The sequence below is a fragment of the Halomonas ventosae genome (assembly GCF_004361885.1).
GTDB lineage: Bacteria > Pseudomonadota > Gammaproteobacteria > Pseudomonadales > Halomonadaceae > Halomonas > Halomonas ventosae_C.
In genome coordinates, this window is record NZ_SNWH01000003.1 from 184,791 (window position 1) to 202,829 (window position 18,039).

Annotated in this window: 15 protein-coding genes; 7 read left to right on the top strand and 8 right to left on the bottom strand. The window is 66.6% G+C overall.

All coding sequences use genetic code 11. From position 1 onward, the window contains the following. Positions 1–58 precede the first annotated feature (58 nt). From DFO68_RS04060 to DFO68_RS04070, 4 genes are all read left to right on the top strand, one after another. Entirely contained in the window at positions 59–559 is a 501-nt protein-coding gene (locus DFO68_RS04060; protein WP_133482311.1) for a hypothetical protein, read from the top strand. Between the two features lie 45 nt (positions 560–604). Further along, complete coding sequence (locus DFO68_RS15975) at positions 605–937, top strand: hypothetical protein (RefSeq protein WP_347813118.1); 333 nt, start codon at positions 605–607, stop codon at positions 935–937. Continuing rightward, positions 892–1,821: an MFS transporter gene (locus tag DFO68_RS04065; RefSeq protein WP_347813119.1), complete on the top strand. Its 930-nt coding sequence runs from the start codon at positions 892–894 to the stop codon at positions 1,819–1,821. Before DFO68_RS15975 ends, DFO68_RS04065 begins: the two co-directional genes overlap by 46 nt. Before the next feature lie 168 nt (positions 1,822–1,989). Continuing rightward, complete coding sequence (locus DFO68_RS04070) at positions 1,990–3,042, top strand: asparaginase (RefSeq protein WP_133482313.1); 1,053 nt, start codon at positions 1,990–1,992, stop codon at positions 3,040–3,042. 10 nt (positions 3,043–3,052) lie between these two features. Here DFO68_RS04070 and DFO68_RS04075 read toward each other — a convergent pair whose 3' ends face one another. Together DFO68_RS04075 and yegQ are read right to left on the bottom strand one after the other, a co-directional pair. Further along, positions 3,053–3,463 (bottom strand): SRPBCC family protein, encoded by a 411-nt coding sequence (locus tag DFO68_RS04075; RefSeq protein ID WP_133482315.1) that lies wholly within the window; start codon positions 3,461–3,463, stop codon positions 3,053–3,055. A gap of 75 nt (positions 3,464–3,538) precedes the next feature. After that, complete coding sequence (gene yegQ / locus DFO68_RS04080; protein WP_133482317.1) at positions 3,539–4,969, bottom strand: tRNA 5-hydroxyuridine modification protein YegQ; 1,431 nt, start codon at positions 4,967–4,969, stop codon at positions 3,539–3,541. Between the two features lie 173 nt (positions 4,970–5,142). Here yegQ and DFO68_RS04085 point away from each other — a divergent pair, with 173 nt between their 5' ends. Continuing rightward, positions 5,143–5,400, top strand: coding sequence for a YkgJ family cysteine cluster protein (locus DFO68_RS04085; protein ID WP_133482319.1), 258 nt, complete (start codon positions 5,143–5,145; stop codon positions 5,398–5,400). An 85-nt stretch (positions 5,401–5,485) separates the two neighbouring features. On the opposite strand, the gene DFO68_RS04090 is transcribed toward DFO68_RS04085, so the two are convergent. The 3 genes from DFO68_RS04090 to DFO68_RS04100 are packed head-to-tail and all read right to left on the bottom strand — an operon-like array spanning position 5,486 to position 10,521. Further along, a complete protein-coding gene (locus DFO68_RS04090) occupies positions 5,486–9,394 on the bottom strand; it encodes an AAA family ATPase (RefSeq protein ID WP_133482321.1) in 3,909 nt (1,302 codons plus the stop codon). Positions 9,395–9,427: 33 nt separating this feature from the next. Then, positions 9,428–10,069 (bottom strand): tRNA-(ms[2]io[6]A)-hydroxylase, encoded by a 642-nt coding sequence (locus tag DFO68_RS04095; RefSeq protein WP_373190848.1) that lies wholly within the window; start codon positions 10,067–10,069, stop codon positions 9,428–9,430. Beyond that, entirely contained in the window at positions 10,069–10,521 is a 453-nt protein-coding gene (locus DFO68_RS04100) for a DUF1289 domain-containing protein (protein WP_133482323.1), read from the bottom strand. Before DFO68_RS04100 ends, DFO68_RS04095 begins: the two co-directional genes overlap by 1 nt. Positions 10,522–10,804: 283 nt before the next feature. Here DFO68_RS04100 and acnB point away from each other — a divergent pair, with 283 nt between their 5' ends. Further along, positions 10,805–13,408, top strand: a complete 2,604-nt coding sequence (gene acnB / locus DFO68_RS04105) for a bifunctional aconitate hydratase 2/2-methylisocitrate dehydratase (protein ID WP_133482406.1) — start codon at positions 10,805–10,807, stop codon at positions 13,406–13,408. Positions 13,409–13,613: 205 nt separating this feature from the next. Beyond that, entirely contained in the window at positions 13,614–14,102 is a 489-nt protein-coding gene (gene rraA / locus DFO68_RS04110; RefSeq protein ID WP_133482325.1) for a ribonuclease E activity regulator RraA, read from the top strand. 154 nt (positions 14,103–14,256) lie between these two features. On the opposite strand, the gene DFO68_RS04115 is transcribed toward rraA, so the two are convergent. The 3 genes from DFO68_RS04115 to DFO68_RS04125 form a co-directional block, all read right to left on the bottom strand. Further along, the gene (locus DFO68_RS04115; RefSeq protein WP_133482327.1) at positions 14,257–14,721 is read right to left on the bottom strand and encodes a hypothetical protein; all 465 of its coding nucleotides are present in this window, start codon (positions 14,719–14,721) and stop codon (positions 14,257–14,259) included. An 84-nt stretch (positions 14,722–14,805) separates the two neighbouring features. Then, the gene (locus tag DFO68_RS04120; protein ID WP_208107352.1) at positions 14,806–15,588 is read right to left on the bottom strand and encodes a universal stress protein; all 783 of its coding nucleotides are present in this window, start codon (positions 15,586–15,588) and stop codon (positions 14,806–14,808) included. Beyond that, positions 15,578–17,986: a Lon protease family protein gene (locus DFO68_RS04125; RefSeq protein WP_133482331.1), complete on the bottom strand. Its 2,409-nt coding sequence runs from the start codon at positions 17,984–17,986 to the stop codon at positions 15,578–15,580. The genes DFO68_RS04120 and DFO68_RS04125 overlap by 11 nt, the downstream gene beginning before the upstream one ends. Positions 17,987–18,039: the final 53 nt, after the last annotated feature.

An 18,039-nucleotide genomic window follows, 5' to 3' on the forward strand; every position in this document is an offset into this window, starting at 1 on the left:
TGTCACCCGCCACATACCCCCATGCTTATTCACTGTCCCCGACAGACAGGACGCCTCCATGGATGAAAAGACGCTTGTCAATGAGTATCGCCGCTGGCTGAGCTTCCAGCAGCAGGCCCAACTGGACCGAGAGCACCGTGGCGCCCAGCAGCGGCTCGAGGCGTCGAAGGTATCGGCGACGCGCATGACCGAGGCCTACCGCAGCATGGCATCTAAAGGCGCCAGTGATGGTGCCAGCTATCGCACCCTCTTCCTGCGTGAGCATGGCGACACAGCACTGGCCTGCGAGGGCTGGCTATGGGTTCGCCGGGTGCTGGCGGAGGGTGGCTCGACGCGCGTGCGCGCCACCCTGCTGATCACCTTCACCCTCGAAGAGGGCCGCATCGAGCCCGGCCGCCACCCGGTTGAGAAGGTCAGCCTGGAAATCTTCGACCAGCTGAACATCGATCGCGGCATGAGCAGCGTGGCACGCGTTGATCGCATCGACAGTCACCGCGACACCCGCTTCATCACCCTGCTCGATGCGGTGCGAGGCGACCTGCGCCGCCACATGCAGTGAACATGGCATGTTGAAGAGGCTGTTCGGCAGCGAGTGGGCATCATAATGAACGGCACTGAGGCGACCCGGCCCGCTGCCCGTCGGCTGGCGCTGTTCATCGGCCTGATGGTGCTGGTGGGGCTAAACCTGCGTCCCGCGCTCTCTTCCCTGGCCCCGGTGCTCACTCGCATCCAGCAGGATACCGGACTCATGCCGCTGTCCATCGGCGCCCTGACCACCCTGCCGGTGCTCTGCCTGGGTATCTTCGCCCCGCTGGCGCCCTGGCTTTCCAAGCATTTCGGCCCCGAAAACACCCTGTCCCCGCCCTGCTGCTGCTGTCCGGCGGTCTGCTGCTGCGCGGAGTGCCGGCCGTGGCCGCACTGTTCGCCGGCACGTTGATGGTGGGCGCTGCCATCGGCGTGGCCGGCACCCTGCTCCCGGCACTGGTCAAGCGCGAGCTGCCCGTCGGGGCCGACCTGATGACCGGCGTCTATACCATGGCGCTATGCTTGGGTGGCGCACTGGGCGCGGGGCTTAGCATTCCTCTGGCCGACGCCTTGGGAGGCTGGTCGGCCGGGCTCGCCAGCTGGGCGCTGCTGGCGCTGCTGGCGCTGGTAGCCTGGCGGGTGCTGATGCCGCACCATGACGACGCCCTGACAGTACCCGGCGGTGGCTCCACCCGCGAACTGCTCAGCCAACCGCTGGCCTGGCAGGTCATGGTGCTCATGGGTAGCCAGTCGTCACTGGCCTATATCGTCTTTGGCTGGCTGCCCACCCTGCTGGTGGCCCGCGGCTACAGCGAGAGCGAGGCCGGCTGGATGATGGGGGCCTCGGTGATGGTGCAGCTGGTCTCGGCCCTCTCGGCGCCCTGGCTGGCAAGGCTGGGCAGCGACCAGCGGCCTGCCCTGCTGATCATGCTGGGCCTGGTGGGCATGGGCTTCTGGCTGCTGCTGCAGGCGCCCGATGTCTGGCGCTGGCCCAGCGTGGTGCTGCTGGGGCTCGGTCAGGGCGGCTGTTTCAGCCTCGCCTTGACGCTGATCGTGCTGAGAACCGCCACATCGCGCCTCGCCGGCCAGCTCTCGGGGCTGGTTCAGGGGGGCGGCTACACCTTGGCCGCCATGGGGCCACTGGCGATCGGTGTGATGCTGCAGTTCGAGGTGGGGCTGAGCCTGCTTACGCTGGTGCTGTTGGGCATCGTCGCGACCAGCATGGGCTTCGCCCTGTTGGCCGGCCGCAACCGCCGCCTGGAGGTCGACGACGCGGGACGCCTGGTTACCCGCTAGCTGGTGCTCCAGCACGGTGCGCATCAGCGTTTGGCCATCGCCCGGGCCCGTGATCAGGCAGCCCGCCGTCCTGGATGAAGGGTGGTCGAGGCCGCCGCCTTTCCCCCACGTGATGCACCGGTATCATGGCGCCATCGCCTTTGTCATCCGCCGCCGACAGGAGCCCCCATGCCCGCCCCGGTTTCCGCAGACCCTCCCGTGCTGGTGCTCTATACCGGCGGCACCCTGGGCATGGTGCCGAGCCCGAAGGGCCTGGTCCCCGGCCGGAACATCAAGGCGCGGCTGCACCGAGCCCTGGACACCTTGCCTCCGGCGCGCCAGGCGAGCCTGCCGGCCTTCGAGGTACACGAGACCGATGTCCCCATCGATTCCAGCAGTGCCACGCCTGATGACTGGCAACGGCTCGCCGCCTTGGTGGCGCAGTGCTACCGGCAGCATGCCGGCATCGTCATCCTGCATGGCACCGATACCCTGGCCTGGACGGCCTCGAGCCTGGCCTTCCAGCTGCTGGGGCTGGACCGTCCGGTGATCCTCACCGGGGCCATGCGTCCCCTGGAGGCCGCCGAGAGTGACGCGGTGGCCAACGTCGAGGATGCACTACGCTTCGCGGTGGCGCCGCGCCTGCAGGAGGTGGCAATCTGCTTCGACGGCCGCCTGCTGCGCGGCTGCCGGAGCCGCAAGTGGCAGGCCCACGCCATCGATGCCTTCGAAAGCCCCAACCAGCCGCTGCTTGGCGAGCGGGTCGACGACGAAGTGGTGCTCTACCCGGGACGCAGCCTGGCGGATCACCAGCGCGGAGCCCCGCGCTTCGAGTTGCCCGACTACACCCCCTTGGCGGCGGGCGGCGTGGTTCGGCTAGTGCTCTGGCCTGGCCTCCAGGCATGGCAGGTCGAGGCCTGGCTGCGCGACGAACGTGTACGCGGGGCGGTGCTGGAGGTATGGGGCGGCGGTAACCTGCCCGACGACCCGGCACTGGTCGGGGCGCTTGCCCGGGCGAGCGGCGAGGGCAAGCTGCTGGCCGCCCTCAGTCAGTGTCCGCATGGGGCGGTGGCCTTCGGCGGCTACGCCGCCGGTCAGGGGCTCAGCGATGCCGGCGTGCTCTCGGCGGATGACATGACCCCCGAGGCCACCTTCACCAAGCTGTTCCATCTGCTGGCCCAGCCCTTGGGGGAGCGCGAACGTCGACGACGCTTTCTCACGCCGCTGGTGGGCGAGCGTTGAGATGCCGCCATCATAGCCGCGCCTCGACCCGCTCCAGGATTTGCCGACTGACCTTGTTGACCAGAGGCTTGGCCGCGCGGTTGACGGCCTTCTCCAGCAAGCGATTGCGAATCTCATAGGTCAGGGTCAGCGCGACCTCGGTGCCTTGCGCAACACGACGCAGGCGATAGCAGCCCCGATTACGCACCCCATCCAGCGATTCCCAGGCCAGCACTTCCGGGGCCCGCGCCTGGGTGATCGCCACGTCAAAGGTCCAGTCCATGCCCACCGCATGGACATGCCAGCGATAACGATCCTGCCCCAGCGGCTCGATGGCCTGGATCAGGTCAGAGTAGTCAGCAAAGTCCTCGACCCGCTCAAGCAGGGCAAAGACTCGCTCGGGGGGTGCCTTGAGAATCGCGCTGTGTTCGATGGTGGCCATGCCGCTCCCTGTTCGTCGAACAATCGATGCCTACCATGTTCGCCAGTGGCCATGGATGTCCAGCCGTCGGCCGGCTCAGAGGTCGCGCATCAGCAGCGCGTACTCGATCCGCGCCCCCTCGATGGCCTCGCCCGGCACCGGGATACGCACCACATGGCCCGAGCCCGGCGCGGCACCGACGGCTTCGCCGCGTCGGTTCTCGAGTTGCTCGAGCACGAAGCGACGGTTGCCGCCGGGCAGCATCAGTTCCATGCCGTCGCCGACCTCGAAACGGTTCTTGACGTCGACCTCGAGCACCCCGCGGTGCGGATCGTAGCCGATCACTTCGCCGACGAACTGCTGATGCACGCCCACCGAGTTGCCCTGCTCGTAGTTCTGGTACTCGTCATGAACGTGGCGACGGTAGAAGCCCTCCGTATAGCCGCGGTTGGCCAGGTTATCGAGTTCGTCCATCAGGCGTATGTCGAAGGGTCGGCCGGCCACGGCGTCATCGATGGCGCGGCGATAGACCTGGGCGGTGCGCGCCACGTAATAGTGAGACTTGGTGCGCCCCTCGATCTTCAGCGAGGTGACGCCCATCTCGGTGAGCCTAGGGACGTGCTGTACGGCGCGCAGATCTTTGGAGTTCATGATGTAGGTGCCGTGCTCGTCCTCGAACACCGGCATCAGCTCGCCGGGGCGGGTACGATCCTCGATCAGCGCCGAGAGCTCGTCCTGGCCCTCCACGCCACCCGCTGTGGCGGTGCTCTCCATCGACGAGGTGCTGCCGCCGCCGGAGGCGATCAGGCCGCTGCCCCGCTGCCCTCCATCGTGGGGTGTCCAGACGCCGCTTGCCGCGTGGGCGCGGGCCGAGTTGGCCGGCACCAGGTCGCCGCTCTCGTCGTGGGCGGCGGCCACGGTGTTGTACTTCCAGCGGCAGGCGTTGGTACAGGTGCCCTGATTGGGATCGCGATGGTTGAAATAACCGGAGAGCAGGCAGCGCCCGGAGTAAGCGATGCACAGCGCGCCATGGACGAAGGTTTCGATCTCCAGATCCGGGCACTCTGCGCGAATCTCGGCGATCTCGGCAAGCGACAACTCCCGCGAGAGGATGATGCGGCTGATGCCCTGCTGCTGCCAGAAACGCGCCGCCGCCCAGTTGACCACATTGGACTGCACCGACAGGTGGATGACCTGCTCCGGCCAGCGCTCGCGGATCATCATGATCAGGCCCGGATCGGACATGATCAGCGCATCCGGGCCGGCCTCGATCACCGGTTCCATGTCGCGCAGGTAGCTCTTGAGCTTGCTGTTGTGCGGCGCGATGTTCGAGGCCACGTAGAACTGCTTGCCCCGCTCGTGGGCGTAGGCGATGCCCTTGTGCAGGTTGTCGATCTTGAAGTCGTTGTTGCGCACGCGTAGCGAGTAGCGCGGCTGGCCGGCATAGACCGCATCGGCGCCGTAGGCGAAGGCGTAGCGCATGTTCTTGAACGTTCCCGCAGGGGAGAGCAGTTCGGGGGCTTGCATGGATTCACCGTTGTCAGGACGATGGCGCGCGTCGGCGCTGGAAAAAGAACGCACATTGTAGCAGCGACGAGCGCCAGGCGCCGAAGACCCAACCAATTCTCGACCAGAGCAATTGCCATGACACTGACGGCTTCTCATTCGACGACCGAAAGCGCTTCGGCGTGCTCGGCTCCATGAATACACGCGGTTGTCGGCCCGGATGCGGCGCCTGCTGCATCGCGCCCTCGATCAGTTCGCCGATTCCCGGCATGCCCGATGGCAAACCGGCGGGCGTACGCTGCGTGCAGCTCGATGATGCCAACCTCTGCCGGCTGTTCGGTGACACGCGCCGCCCGGCGGTATGCGCGCGCTTCGATTACGACCCCGAGCTGTGCGGCACGCGACGCGACGAGGCACTCAGCCGCATCGAGGCCCTGGAACTGGCCACCTGAGCCCCGCCCTCCCAATCGCAACGGCGCCCTGAGGGGCCCTTTGTGCTCTGCGGATCTGCCTATCGGGGCGTCAGAAGGCGGGGCGTCAGGAAGAGAGGTTCGCGGCATGGGGCAGGCGTTGATCGAGCAGGGTGCGCCAGCGCATCAACACCGGCGCATCGCTGGGACTCACCTCACCCAGCAAGCTGCGAAACGCCGCCCGGGAGGCTTTGTCACGAGGATCGATCAGGGTCAGCCACAGCTCCAGGGCGGCGAGCTGCTGGTGCAGGTTGCCATCCTCCCGGGCCTGCCCCAGGGCCTGCTCGGCAAGACTCCTGACCTCCTCGGGGGAATGGCCCAGGCGCTGGCGCACACGTGCCAGATGCACGGCAAGCTCCGGGATGAACAAGGTGGTGCGTTCGCGGGCGATCATCAGGCACTGGTCGAGGTAGTCCTCGGCTTGAGTGAATTCTCCCAGCGCCAGACAGGCATCCACGTACCACAGCGCCGGGCGCTGGTGAGAGTCCCGACCGGTGACCTCGGCCAGCTCCTCCTGGGCCGACTCGATCTGGGCCAGCCCGTCCCGATCACCCGACAAGGCCCGTTGCCAGCCCAGCACGCTGCGCGCGGCCACCTGCCAGAGATGCAGATCCGGGGTACCGGCCAGCTCGAAGGCCCGCTCGGCGCGCACGGTGGCGAGGTGCACGTGCCCCAGCTGGCGATACAGGGCCGCGGCATACATCAGCGCCATGGCCAGGCTCCCGGGGTGGCCGATCCGCTCGGCCAGCCGGATGGCCGACTCCACCTGCCGCTCGGCACGCTGGTAGTCGCCACGCAGGCAGAGCGTCCAGCCCTGGAAGCAGGCGGCCGCCACCTGGGGATGATCGGAGAACGGCAACCACTCGATCATCATCGGCACATTGAGCGGATCGATCTCCTCCAGGTGGTCATAGGCCTGAGAGATGCGCCCGGCCCAGTACTCGCAACAGGCCCGCGCGAAGTCGGCCAGGCGCCGGTAGCGCGGATCCTCGAGGCGCTCGGCGAGACCGGCCAGACGCGAGGCCAGCGAGAAGGCATCGGCATGGGCATGGCGCTGGCTGCAGCCCACCCACAGGCCCCACTGGACCAGGAAGGCCTGCTCCAGATCGCCGGGATCGTCGGGACTGGCCTGCTCCTGGGCGAGCAATTCCTGGGCTCTCACGAAACTCTCGTGGGCGGTGGGCGAACCATGCCCCTCCAGGGTGAAGGCAGCCTGGCCACGCACGGTGAGCAGGCTAATCTCGCGCTCGGTCTGACCCGCCACATGGCGCAGGCTGACAAGGCCAAAGTCGGCCATCTTCAGCGCCGTGCGGTTGGCGCTGACCTTGAGGGCCTCGCGAGCGGCCAGTTCGAAGTAGCGGGCACCCCGGGCGTAGTGGCCACTGCGCCGCAGATGCGTGGCGAAGTCGCCGGGATGGCGGCTGATCCACATCGGGAAGTGCTCCTCGATCAGGCTGACCACCTGGCGATGGATGCTCACCCGCACGTCCCGGGGACAGGAGAGATAGGCAGCCTCCTGCAGCAGCTGATGGGTGAACTGGTATTCACGCTCGCCCTCTTCGCTCTCGGCCGGCTCGATGATCTCGAGCCGACGCATCTGCTCCAGCGCCGGGACCAGACGACTCATCTCCCAGCCACTGCATTCGGTCAGGAAGTCGAGGCGGAAGCGGCGTCCCAGCACGGCCGCCACATGAGCCACTTCACGGTCGGCGTCGAGCTGGTCGATGCGGCTGGCCAACAGCCCCAGCAGGCCGCGGGGCAGCTCGTCGAGATGCACGCCACGCCCTTCGCGGCGATCCATGTCTACCCGGCGGCAGATCTCCTGGAGATAGAGCGGAACGCCATCGCAGCGCTCGATGATCTGCCCGCGCAGCCGCGGGCTCAGGTGGATGCGATAGCGACGCGCCAGTTGCGAGAGCAGTCGCGAGGATTGCATGGCATCCAGCCGCCCCAGGGCGATCTGCTGATCCCAGTGCAGCTTGGCGGGCAATGCCTCGCGACCATGATGGCTGGCCACCAGCAGGAAGGGGCTATTGATCGGCAACCGCGCCTGGAGTCCGGTCAGCACCTTGAAGGAGGGCTCGTCGAGCCACTGCAAATCATCGATCATCAGCACCAGGGTACGCTCGCGGGACAGCTCGCGGATTAGCCGATGGACCAGTCCGACGACCAGCTCGACGGCCTCCCCGCTCTGGGCCAGCATCGCCATCTCGCGAGGCTCACGGACGCCGAGTGCCTCCTCCAGCAATAGCCGATGGTCTGCCCCGAGCGCCTCGTCATCGTTGAGCAGCCAGGAGAGCGCCTCGGCATCGATGCGCCCCCCCAGGTGCCAGCGCAGCAGCTGGCGCGCCACCCCATAGGGCTCCTGGACGGACAGCCGGGTGGTCGGCTGCCAGCAGATCGCCGCCTCGCTACTCTGCTCGAGCTGGCGGAAGCCCACCAGCAGCGCTGACTTGCCAAGCCCCGAGGGCCCCCGTACCAGCACGCTCTGGCGCAGGCCGATGCCGGCCCGAGCCAGGGCATCGCGCAGGGTTCGCAGAGCCCCCTCGCGCCCTACCAGACTGGGCGGCGGCACCTCGCGCCCACCCTCGTTGGTGCCGAGTACCAGCGCCCGCAGGCGCACCCGGCCGTCGCTGGCCACCAGCCGCGTGGAGAGCCGTGGCTGAAGGTCCAGCGCCGGCGGCATGTGCTGGCTGGCATCCTGGGAGATGACCAACTCGCTGCCCTCGGCGGCGCTCATCAGGTCCAGCGAGCCTTGGGACACCTGGCCGAGCGGGTCGACCAGGTGGCGCTCGGGCAGGTAGACCACGCGTCCGCTGTCCAGGCCGGCGGCCAGCTGAATGCGTGGCGGCTCACCTTCTCCGCTCCAGTGGCGCTGGGACTGCTCAGGAAGCACGCGCCGGCAGTGCTCGTAGAGCGCCACTAGTTCGGCCAGCTGATGCGCTGGGCCATGGGTGCCGAAACAGGCCAGGCCCAGCCCGCCCGTGGCTCCGGGCAGCCAGAAGCCACCCAGGTGATGGCACTGCTGCTCGAGCCAACGCATCAGCTCGATCTGCAGCGTCAGGCAGGCATGGGCATCGGCGCGCGCCGACAGGTCCGCGTTGAAGCGCAGGCGAATGGCCATGACCGACAGCTGGCGCTGCTCGATCTCATCTTCGCGAAGGGGCGTGCTGTCCATGGCCAGGGTGCGCGCAAAGGCACCGCTGGGGCCAAACTGCGCTCGTTCGGCCTGGCTATCGGACCAGTAGCGAGCTAATTGCAGAAAGGAGGGCTCCGGCTGCTGGCCAGAGAGCGCCAGCAACTGCAGGTAGGCATTGTACTGCTCATGCGCAGCAGCCAGCTGGCCCTTTTCGGCGAGCTGGCGAACCAAGCGTTCGTGGAAAGGACCATAGCCGGAAAAGCGGCTGGCGAGCAACTCCAATACACCGTCAGACAGCGACTCCTGGCGCTCGAGCACGTTCTCGGCGAAGCGGATTACTCGTTGGCGCCATTCGTTGCGCACCTGTACCAGCCACCGCTGGAACTCGGCACAGCTGGCAAGATGCAGCTCCTCGGCGAGATCGCCGCGGTAACAGGCCAGCACCGCTTCGAGCGTGGCCACGTCAACGGGCCCCTCGAGCAGCGCCTGCAGTCGGTGCATGTCGAAACGCCAGTGTTCAGGCAGCCGGAAGGCAATGGTCTGGCGGGAGACCGACAACACCCGCTCGGCCTGGTCACCGAGTGACTGACGCAGGCAGTGCAAGGCATGACGTAGATTGGTACGCCCCGACGACAGGCCCTGATCGGGCCACAGCATTTCGGCCAGGGTGGCGCGGCTGACCGGCTGATCGTGGAGCAGCAGGTAGATCAACAGCGCCTTGACCTTGTCGTAGCTGAACTGGGTCAGCACATCGTCGCCCAGTGTCAGGGAAAAATGGCCGAAGAGCGCCAGGTGGTCGCGGTCATTGTCGTCTACGTCGTCGGCAGCATTCCGCATGGTGTTCATTCCTGCGTGGCGGAAGTGAAGGCCTCAGGCCGGCACGCCGCTGTGAAAACGAAAGGCCGTGTCGGGCATGGTGACAAGCGCGGCCTCATGCTCGGAAAAAAAGGCGATGCGCGAGTCGATGGGCGCCGGGGACAGGCGGCGCGCCAGCATCAGGTAATCTTCAAAATGGCGACCTTCTGACTTAACCAGACTGAGATAGAACTTGGCAAGCTCCTCATCAAGATGCGGCACCAGGCAGGCAAAGCGCTCGCAGCTGCGTGCCTCGATCAAGGCACCGATGATCAGAATATCCACCAGCCGCTCCGGCTCCTGCTGGCGGACATGGCAGCGCAGACCCTCAGCGTAGCGCGAGGCGCTGATGTGGCGGTAAACAATGCCCCGCGCCTCCATCAGCTTGACGACCTGCTCGAAGTGCAGCAGCTCCTCGCGAGCGAGCTGGCTCATCTTGCTCAGCAGCAGCGGCTGATGCACATAGCGGTAGAGCAGGCTCATGGCCGTGGAGGCGGCCTTCTTTTCGCACTGAGCATGGTCGATCAGCAACAGCTCGGGGTTGGCCAGGGCCCACGTCACCCAAGCAACAGGGGTGGCACAGGGCAAAAATGCCCGCAACTGGGCAGACAGCAGGTCTCGGCAGTCGGTCGTCTCTAGGCTCGGCATCGGCGGCATCAAGGGTCCGGTATCAGCAGGTCGGGCATGGGCAGTCGTGGCTGTCGCCGTTCGGCGGCGGCCAGTAGATCGGTGATGATACGCTCATGCAAGCAGGCCGCGTCCTCGCCGTCGCGGCCTGCCAGCCCGTAGCGCGCGAGCTCGCGGATACGGCCACGCCCCACCCGCAGCAGCTCGACAGCTCTGGAGAGCGGCGGCTGCTCCTCACGGAAGCGGATCCGATGACGGCGCAGCTGAGCCTCCAGGCGCTTGGCATCGATCACCTGCAGATAGCGCCCGGCGACCTCGCCACGCAATTCATCGAGCTCGACCATGCAACGCTGGCGCTGCCCGGCAGACAGCGCCGACCAGTCGCGGATTTCGCTGTCGATACGCTGACAACCGCGACAGACCCGATCCCCCAGGCTGGTCGAGCATAGCCCGACGCAGGGCGAGATGATCCGCTCTCCCATGCCTCTCCCGTTCAATTCAATTTGACCTGCGCTAACAAAGCATCATGGTAACGTGGGAAACATCGGCCTGGCATCCACAAGTTGTCACCGACCAATGTTCAAGGGGGTTAACCGGGCCTCACCTTAACATTGTCGACAGTTTCCACTATGATCGCGCCACCGCTGGACCGCCTGGCAAACGGAAGACACTGCCCGCCGCCTTTTCCTTGCCGAAGCATGGCTTGCGTCGACATTCGACAAAGGTCTTGTGGCTTCGGCCACCACCACCGATGAGGGCCCCAACGTGCTTGAAGCCTATCGCCAACATGTCGAGGAGCGCGCCGCCGACGGCGTGCCGCCGAAGCCGCTGAACGCCGAGCAGGTCGCCGCACTGGTCGAACTGCTCAAGAACCCGCCTGCCGGCGAGGAAGAGGCCATCCTCGAACTGCTCACCCATCGCGTGCCGCCCGGCGTCGACGAGGCCGCCTACGTCAAGGCCGGTTTCCTCACCGCCATCGCCAAGGGCGAGGCCGAGTCGCCGCTGATCGACAGGGTGCATGCAGTAAAGCTGCTGGGCACCATGCAGGGCGGCTACAACATCGTATCACTGGTCGAGCTGCTCGATGACGGGGAACTCGCCAAGGAAGTGGGCGAGCAGCTCAAGCACACCCTGCTGATGTTCGACGCCTTCCACGACGTGGAGGAGCGTGCCCGCGCCGGCAACGCCGTAGCCAAGGAGGTCATCCAGTCCTGGGCCGAGGCCGAATGGTTCCTGTCTAAGCCGGCCCTCGACGAGAAGATCACGCTCAGTGTCTTCAAGGTGCCCGGCGAGACCAATACCGACGACCTTTCCCCGGCTCCGGATGCCTGGTCGCGCCCGGATATCCCGCTGCATGCCAATGCCATGCTCAAGAACGAGCGCGATGGCATTACGCCCGATGAGCCAGGGGTCAAGGGACCGCTCAAACAGATCGAGGAGGTGAAGGCCAAGGGCTTCCCGGTCGCCTACGTGGGCGACGTGGTCGGCACCGGCTCCTCGCGCAAGTCCGCCACCAACTCCGTGCTGTGGTTCTTCGGCGACGACATCCCCTACGTGCCCAACAAGCGCGCCGGCGGCTTCTGCTTTGGCGGCAAGATCGCCCCGATCTTCTTCAACACCATGGAAGATTCCGGCGCCCTGCCCGTGGAGATGGATGTTTCCAAGCTCGAGATGGGCGACGTCATCGACGTCTACCCCTACGCGGGCAAGGTGTGCAAACACGGCACCGACGAGGTGCTGACCACCTTCGCGCTCAAGACCCAGCTGATCCTCGACGAGGTACGTGCCGGCGGCCGTATCCCGCTGATCATCGGCCGCGGCCTGACCACCAAGGCCCGTGAGTCCCTGGGCCTGGCGCCCTCCGACGTCTTCCGTCTACCTGAGCAGCCCACCGACACCGGCAAGGGTTACACCCTGGCCCAGAAAATGGTCGGCAAGGCCTGCGGCATGCAGGGGGTGCGCCCCGGCATGTACTGCGAACCGAAGATGGCCACCGTGGGCTCCCAGGACACCACCGGCCCGATGACTCGTGACGAGCTCAAGGATCTGGCCTGCCTGGGCTTCCAGGCCGACCTGGTGATGCAGTCCTTCTGTCATACCGCTGCCTACCCCAAGCCGGTCGACGTGGATACCCATCACACCCTGCCCGACTTCATCATGAACCGTGGCGGCGTCTCGCTGCGCCCGGGCGACGGCATCATCCACAGCTGGCTGAATCGCATGCTGCTGCCCGACACCGTGGGTACCGGCGGCGATTCCCACACCCGCTTCCCGCTGGGCATCTCCTTCCCGGCGGGTTCCGGCCTGGTGGCCTTCGCCGCCGCCACCGGCGTGATGCCACTGGACATGCCGGAATCGGTGCTGGTGCGCTTCAAGGGCCAGCGCCAGCCCGGCGTTACCCTGCGTGACCTGGTCCACGCCATCCCCTACTACGCCATCCAGCAGGGTCTGTTGACCGTCGAGAAGTCCGGCAAGAAGAACGCCTTCTCCGGTCGCGTGCTAGAGATTGAGGGCCTTGAGGACCTCACCGTCGAGCAGGCCTTCGAGCTCTCCGACGCCTCCGCCGAGCGCAGCGCCGCGGGCTGCACCATCACGCTGTCTGAGCAGAGCGTGAGCGAGTACCTCAAGTCCAATATCACCCTGCTCAAGTGGATGATCGCCAACGGCTACGGCGACCGCCGCACCATTGAGCGCCGCATCCTGGGCATGGAGGAGTGGCTGGCCAACCCGAGCCTGATGCGCGCCGACCAGGACGCCGACTACGCCGAGGTGATCGAGATCGACCTCGAGGAACTCAAGGAGCCGGTGCTGTGCGCGCCGAACGACCCCGATGACGCCCGCCTGCTGTCCGAGGTGGCCGGCGAGAAGATCGACGAGGTGTTCATCGGCTCGTGCATGACCAACATCGGCCACTTCCGCGCCGCAGGCAAGCTGCTCGAAAAGCAGCCCGCCGGCAGCCTGAAGACCCGCCTGTGGCTGGCCCCGCCGACCAAGATGGACCAGCACCAGCTCACCGAGGAGGGCTACTACGGCATCTACGGCCGTGCCGGGGCGCGCATGGAGATGCCGGGCTGCTCGCTGTGCATGGGCAACCAGGCCCGCGTCGCCGCCAAGAGCACCGTCGTCTCCACCTCGACCCGCAACTTCCCCAACCGCCTGGGCGACGGTGCCAACGTCTACCTCGCCTCCGCGGAACTGGCGGCCGTGGCCGCCGTGGAAGGCCGCCTGCCCAGTGTCGAGGAGTATCGCCGCTATATGGGCGAGTTCGACGCCATGGCCGGCGAGATCAACCGCTACATGAACTTCCACGAGATCGAGGAGTATCAGAACGCCGCCTCCAACGTGATTCCAATCGCCCAGGAAGCCTGATACCCCGGATAGTGACAGCGTCAGGTTCGACCCCGATGCTCGCACCATCGAAGGCCGCCGCCCGCGGTGGTCGGAGCCGATCAACGAAGCGCCCCGCTGGGGCGCTTTTTTATGCCTGGCGACCGCCTGCCCGTGCAGACACTGTTCCCTTCTTGCCACGACATGGCATCATCGGGACATCACCCACGTCACCAGGAGCCTCACCGTGAGCCAGATCATCACCCCAGATATCTGCGATGCCTACCCCGAGGTACAGGTGCTCGAGCCGATCTTCGTCAATGTCGGTGGTCTCGAGGCCTTTGCCGGCCCGATCCGCACCGTCAAATGCTTCGAGGACAACTCCCTAGTCAAGCAGGCAGTAGCCGAACCCGGCGATGGCGCCGTGCTAGTCGTCGATGCCGGCGGATCTACCCGCTGCGCCATGCTGGGCGACATGCTCGCCGAGCAGGCCGCCGGCCAAGGCTGGGCCGGCGTGGTGATGTATGGCTGCGTGCGCGACGTCGACGTGCTGGCCGAGACCGAGCTCGGCATCCAGGCCCTGGGCGCCCATCCGCGCAAGAGCGAGAAGCGCGGCGAGGGACAGCGGGACATCCCGGTCAGCTTCGCCGGCGTCACCATGCGGCCCGGCCAGTGGCTCTACGCCGATAATAACGGCATCCTGATCGCCGACAAGGCGCTGGAACTCGCGCCCTGATTCGCGATGGATCAAGCTAACGTGCCGGGCTGCGCTGCCATCTTGATTCACGTACGCGTCATACTCGCGCCCATGCCGATCAGCGCTTCTTCACACTATTGGTCTTCAACCTGCACGTCTGAACCCTTACCGCTTACACCTGACGGCAGGTGAATCAGGCCCGATTGTCGCCACCCCCCCGGCGACAGCGCCAGAGGGCCAGCAGATTCATGCCGGCGAGGGTCAACAGGGCGGCGGCGGCCCAGCCCAGGGTGGTGACCAGGCCATGAAACGCACCGGGGGCGACTTGCGGTCGGAACGTCATGCCGTATTCGGCCAGGCGACTACCCGCATAGAGCAGCAGGGCCAGCAGGCCCAGCGGCAGCGGAGAACGCCGCCGCGCCAGCCAGTGGGTCAGACACCAGGGCGGTGCTGACGCCTTGTTGGAGGCGGCTTTTCGGGCCCTGGATCGGGGAGAAACCTTGGGCCGGTTGGGGGCACGCCGCGCCGCGCGCGTTGGCGGTGTACAAGCCCTACCCGGCAGGCGCCTCGCCAACCAGTGCGCAGCGCGGGCCAGGCACCAGCCCAGCGTAAAGAAGACGGACAGCGCCAGGGCCCCCATCACCAGCAAGTATGCCATTCCGGCAGATCCCCTTCGGCTCGTTGGAGGCGCTATCTTGCCAAATTCTCGCCACCCTGTGGGGCGAAATCGTCTTTCCCACTTTCATGGCACGACAATGACCGGGATCAGCAGGCGAGCCAGCAGGTCGGCATCCTGGTCGACCAGGCGGGCGAGCTGGGGGCGATGGAGCAGCAGGGCGCCGCTGTCCACATGGGCCAGCTGCTGCTCCAGTTGCCGAGCATCTCTCGCCGGCAGGATCTCCCTGCCGTCAAACAGACGGGTCAGCGCCTCGAGAACCGGCGGGAACTCGCCGCCCGCCCCGGGATCGTCCAGGGTCCGCAGCGGGCCGCGAGCCAGCGACAGACGCTCGTCCCAGATGATCACCGTGCAGGGCGCCTCGAGGATCAGGGCACGGCTGGTTGAACCCAGGCGCACGCCCCAGTGGCCCGATAACCCGGCCTTGCCGAGCACCAACAGGTCCCCTGGGCCGGCGTGCGACAACGCCTCGCTGATCACCCGGCCGCGACTGACCCGCAACTGGTGTCGCAGCTCCCGGCCGGCTACCGCGGCATCTAGGGCCTCGGTCACGCGACGGGCCTGTCGGGCCATACTGGCCTCGAGATCGGACCTCGACAGCCGGCGCACCCGCCCCGAGGTGGCGCCGATCTCTCGGGCAAAGGGAAAGCCGGCGCTGCCCAGCAGGTCCTGGTCCTCGACGTAGAGGGCCACCAGCTCAGCGTGGCGCATCACCGCGAGATCCACCGCGGCGGCCAGAGCCGCCAGGCTATGGCGGGACGCATCGAGCAGCGCCAGCACCCGACTCACCGGAATCTCACCCCCGCCTCCCTGCTCCTCCGGGCCTGACCGAGACTCGTCAACATTCATCATCAGGCTCCTCGTGCTCATCATCATCGCCGCCCCGCTCCTCCTGGCGCGCGTGCTTCACCACCTCGCGGAAATGGGTCAGCCGCTCGGTCACGTGGGCATCCAGGCTGCCCTCGGGGAAGCGCCCCTGTTCGTCGGGGGCACCGATGGGCAGACCGGTGAGTAACTCAAGTGCCTCGTCCACCCGTGACACGGCGAAGACCCGGAAGCGCCCCTCCTCGATCGCCTCGCGAACCTCGGTCTTGAGCATCAGGTGCTCGACATTGGTCGCCGGCAGGATCACCGCCTGCCCCTCGAGGTCACCACGGGCGCTGCAAACATCGAAGAACCCCTCGATCTTCTCGTTCACGCCGCCCACCGCCTGGACCCGCCCATGCTGATCGATGGAACCGGTCACAGCGAAGGCCTGATCGAGTGGCACCCGGGCGATGGCCGAGACCAGGGCACACACCTCCGCCACCGAGGCGCTGTCGCCTTCGACGCCGCCGTAGGACTGCTCGAAGGCCAGGCTCGCGGAGAGCGAGAGCGGCTCCTCCCCCGCATAGCGCGTGGCCAGGTAGCGCGACAGGATCATCACCGCCTTGGAGTGGATGCGCCCCCCCATGCGCGCCTCGCGCTCGATGTCCACCACCTGGCCGTTGCCCGGCCGTGCGGTGGCAGTGATACGCGACGGCTGGCCGAAGGCGTACTCGCCCAGCTGCAGCACGGAGAGGCCGTTGACCTGGCCGACGCTGCTGCCCTCGATGGCGACCATCATGGTGCCACGCGTGATCATCTCGTGGCTGCGCTCGCGGATGCGCCCGGCGCGCCAGAGCTGCTGGCTGACCGCCTTCTCGACATGGCGGCGGGCGATCACCGTGGCCGCCTCCTCACTTGCCCAGTGGTCGGCCTCCAGCACCAGATCATGGAGATCGCGATGACGCGCGGTCAGCTTGCGCTGGTCGTCGGCCAGACGGCTGGCCCGCTCGATCACCGCGGCCACGCCGCTGCGGTCCAGCGGGCGCAGAGCCGCCTCGCGGGCCAGGGTCGCCACCATACGAGCATAGAAAGCCTCGTGACGGGGATCACGGTCGAGCTCGTCCTCGAGGTCGGCCTGGACCTTGAACAGCTCCAGGAATTCGGGGTCATGCTCGCAGAGCAGATAGTAGAGCAGGCGCTCGCCCAGCAGCACGATCTTGACATCCAGCGGGATCGGCTCCGGCTCGAGGGTCACGGTGCTGATCAGCCCATAGGCCTGCTCCAGCGACTCGGTACGGATCTCGCCGGCCTTCAGCACACGCTTGAGGGTCTCCCAGGCCCCCGGCTGGGTAAGCACGCCACGCACATCCAATACCAGGTAGCCGCCGTTGGCGCGATGCAGGGCGCCGGCCCGTATCAGCGAGAAGTCGGTCAGCAGGGTGCCATTGTGCATATGATGCTCGATGCGACCCACCAGGTGCTGATGGGTGGGCAGATCCTGGTAGATCAGCGGCGCCCCGTCGGCCTCGGCATTGTCCACCAGCAGATTGACCCGAAAGCGGCTGAACAGCGCCTCGGGCGGCACCTCCGGCTGTTCGGCTTGGAAGGACTCGACATGTTCCAGGATCGACTCGCGAATCGCCTTGAGATGCGACAGCACTCCCCTCTCTTCGCGGTAGCGTTTTTCCAGATCACCGATCGGCCCGTCGATGACCGATTGCAGCATCTCTTCGCTGAATGCCTTGAGTTCCTTGCGTAGTTCCTTGGCGAGCCGCGGCATCTGGCGGATCGCCTGGGTCAGCTTATGCTGGAGTTCCTCGACGGTGCGCTCGATGCGGTTGCGCTGTTCCTCCGGCAACTTCTCGTAGTCGTCCGGTGACATCACCTGGTCGCCGTCGGCCGGCGCGAAGGTGAATCCGTTGGGAGTGGAAAGCAGCAGGATATCGTGCTCGCGGGCCTCGCGTCGCACGGTCTCCACGGCGTCACGCTGGCGTTCCCCCATGGCCTGCTTGAGCTCGTGGAGACGGTTCTGGTACTCCTCGCTCTCGAACACGGCAGGGATGGCGCTGCGCAACTCTTCGACCAGCGCCTCGAGGTCCGTACGCAGCTGCCGCCCCAGGCCCGGCGGCAGCGGGAGAGCCAGCGGCACGGCCGGATCGTCGAAGTTGTAGCGGTAGCACCAGTCCCGGGGTACCGAGGCGCCCCGAGCCTTCTCAGCGAGGAAGCTGCCCACCAGGCTTTGCCGATCATGGCCGGGCTGACCCAGCACAAAAAGGTTGAAGCCGTCGCTGCGGATCGCGGTGCCGAAACTCAAGGCATCCCGTGCGCGTTCATGGCCGATAAGCAGATCCAGCGACTCAAGCTCGCTGGTAACCTCGAAATCGAAGGTATCGGTCGGACAGGTCCGATATACCTGTGCCACCCCAAGGGGTTCCAGCATGGCAATTCTCCTTTGCAGACACGGGCAGTATGAGACATGACGAAGGGTCCTGT

Bases quoted from the DNA above. Each gene is read 5' to 3' on its own strand.
- DFO68_RS04060 (WP_133482311.1), top strand. From the start codon at position 59: ATGGATGAAAAGACGCTTGTCAATGAGTATCGCCGCTGGCTGAGCTTC.
- DFO68_RS15975 (WP_347813118.1), top strand. From the start codon at position 605: ATGAACGGCACTGAGGCGACCCGGCCCGCTGCCCGTCGGCTGGCGCTG.
- DFO68_RS04070 (WP_133482313.1), top strand. From the start codon at position 1,990: ATGCCCGCCCCGGTTTCCGCAGACCCTCCCGTGCTGGTGCTCTATACC.
- DFO68_RS04075 (WP_133482315.1), bottom strand. From the start codon at position 3,463: ATGGCCACCATCGAACACAGCGCGATTCTCAAGGCACCCCCCGAGCGA.
- yegQ (WP_133482317.1), bottom strand. From the start codon at position 4,969: ATGCAAGCCCCCGAACTGCTCTCCCCTGCGGGAACGTTCAAGAACATG.
- DFO68_RS04085 (WP_133482319.1), top strand. From the start codon at position 5,143: ATGAATACACGCGGTTGTCGGCCCGGATGCGGCGCCTGCTGCATCGCG.
- DFO68_RS04090 (WP_133482321.1), bottom strand. From the start codon at position 9,394: ATGCGGAATGCTGCCGACGACGTAGACGACAATGACCGCGACCACCTG.
- DFO68_RS04095 (WP_373190848.1), bottom strand. From the start codon at position 10,069: ATGCCGCCGATGCCGAGCCTAGAGACGACCGACTGCCGAGACCTGCTG.
- DFO68_RS04100 (WP_133482323.1), bottom strand. From the start codon at position 10,521: ATGGGAGAGCGGATCATCTCGCCCTGCGTCGGGCTATGCTCGACCAGC.
- DFO68_RS04115 (WP_133482327.1), bottom strand. From the start codon at position 14,721: ATGGCATACTTGCTGGTGATGGGGGCCCTGGCGCTGTCCGTCTTCTTT.
- DFO68_RS04120 (WP_208107352.1), bottom strand. From the start codon at position 15,588: ATGAATGTTGACGAGTCTCGGTCAGGCCCGGAGGAGCAGGGAGGCGGG.
- DFO68_RS04125 (WP_133482331.1), bottom strand. From the start codon at position 17,986: ATGCTGGAACCCCTTGGGGTGGCACAGGTATATCGGACCTGTCCGACC.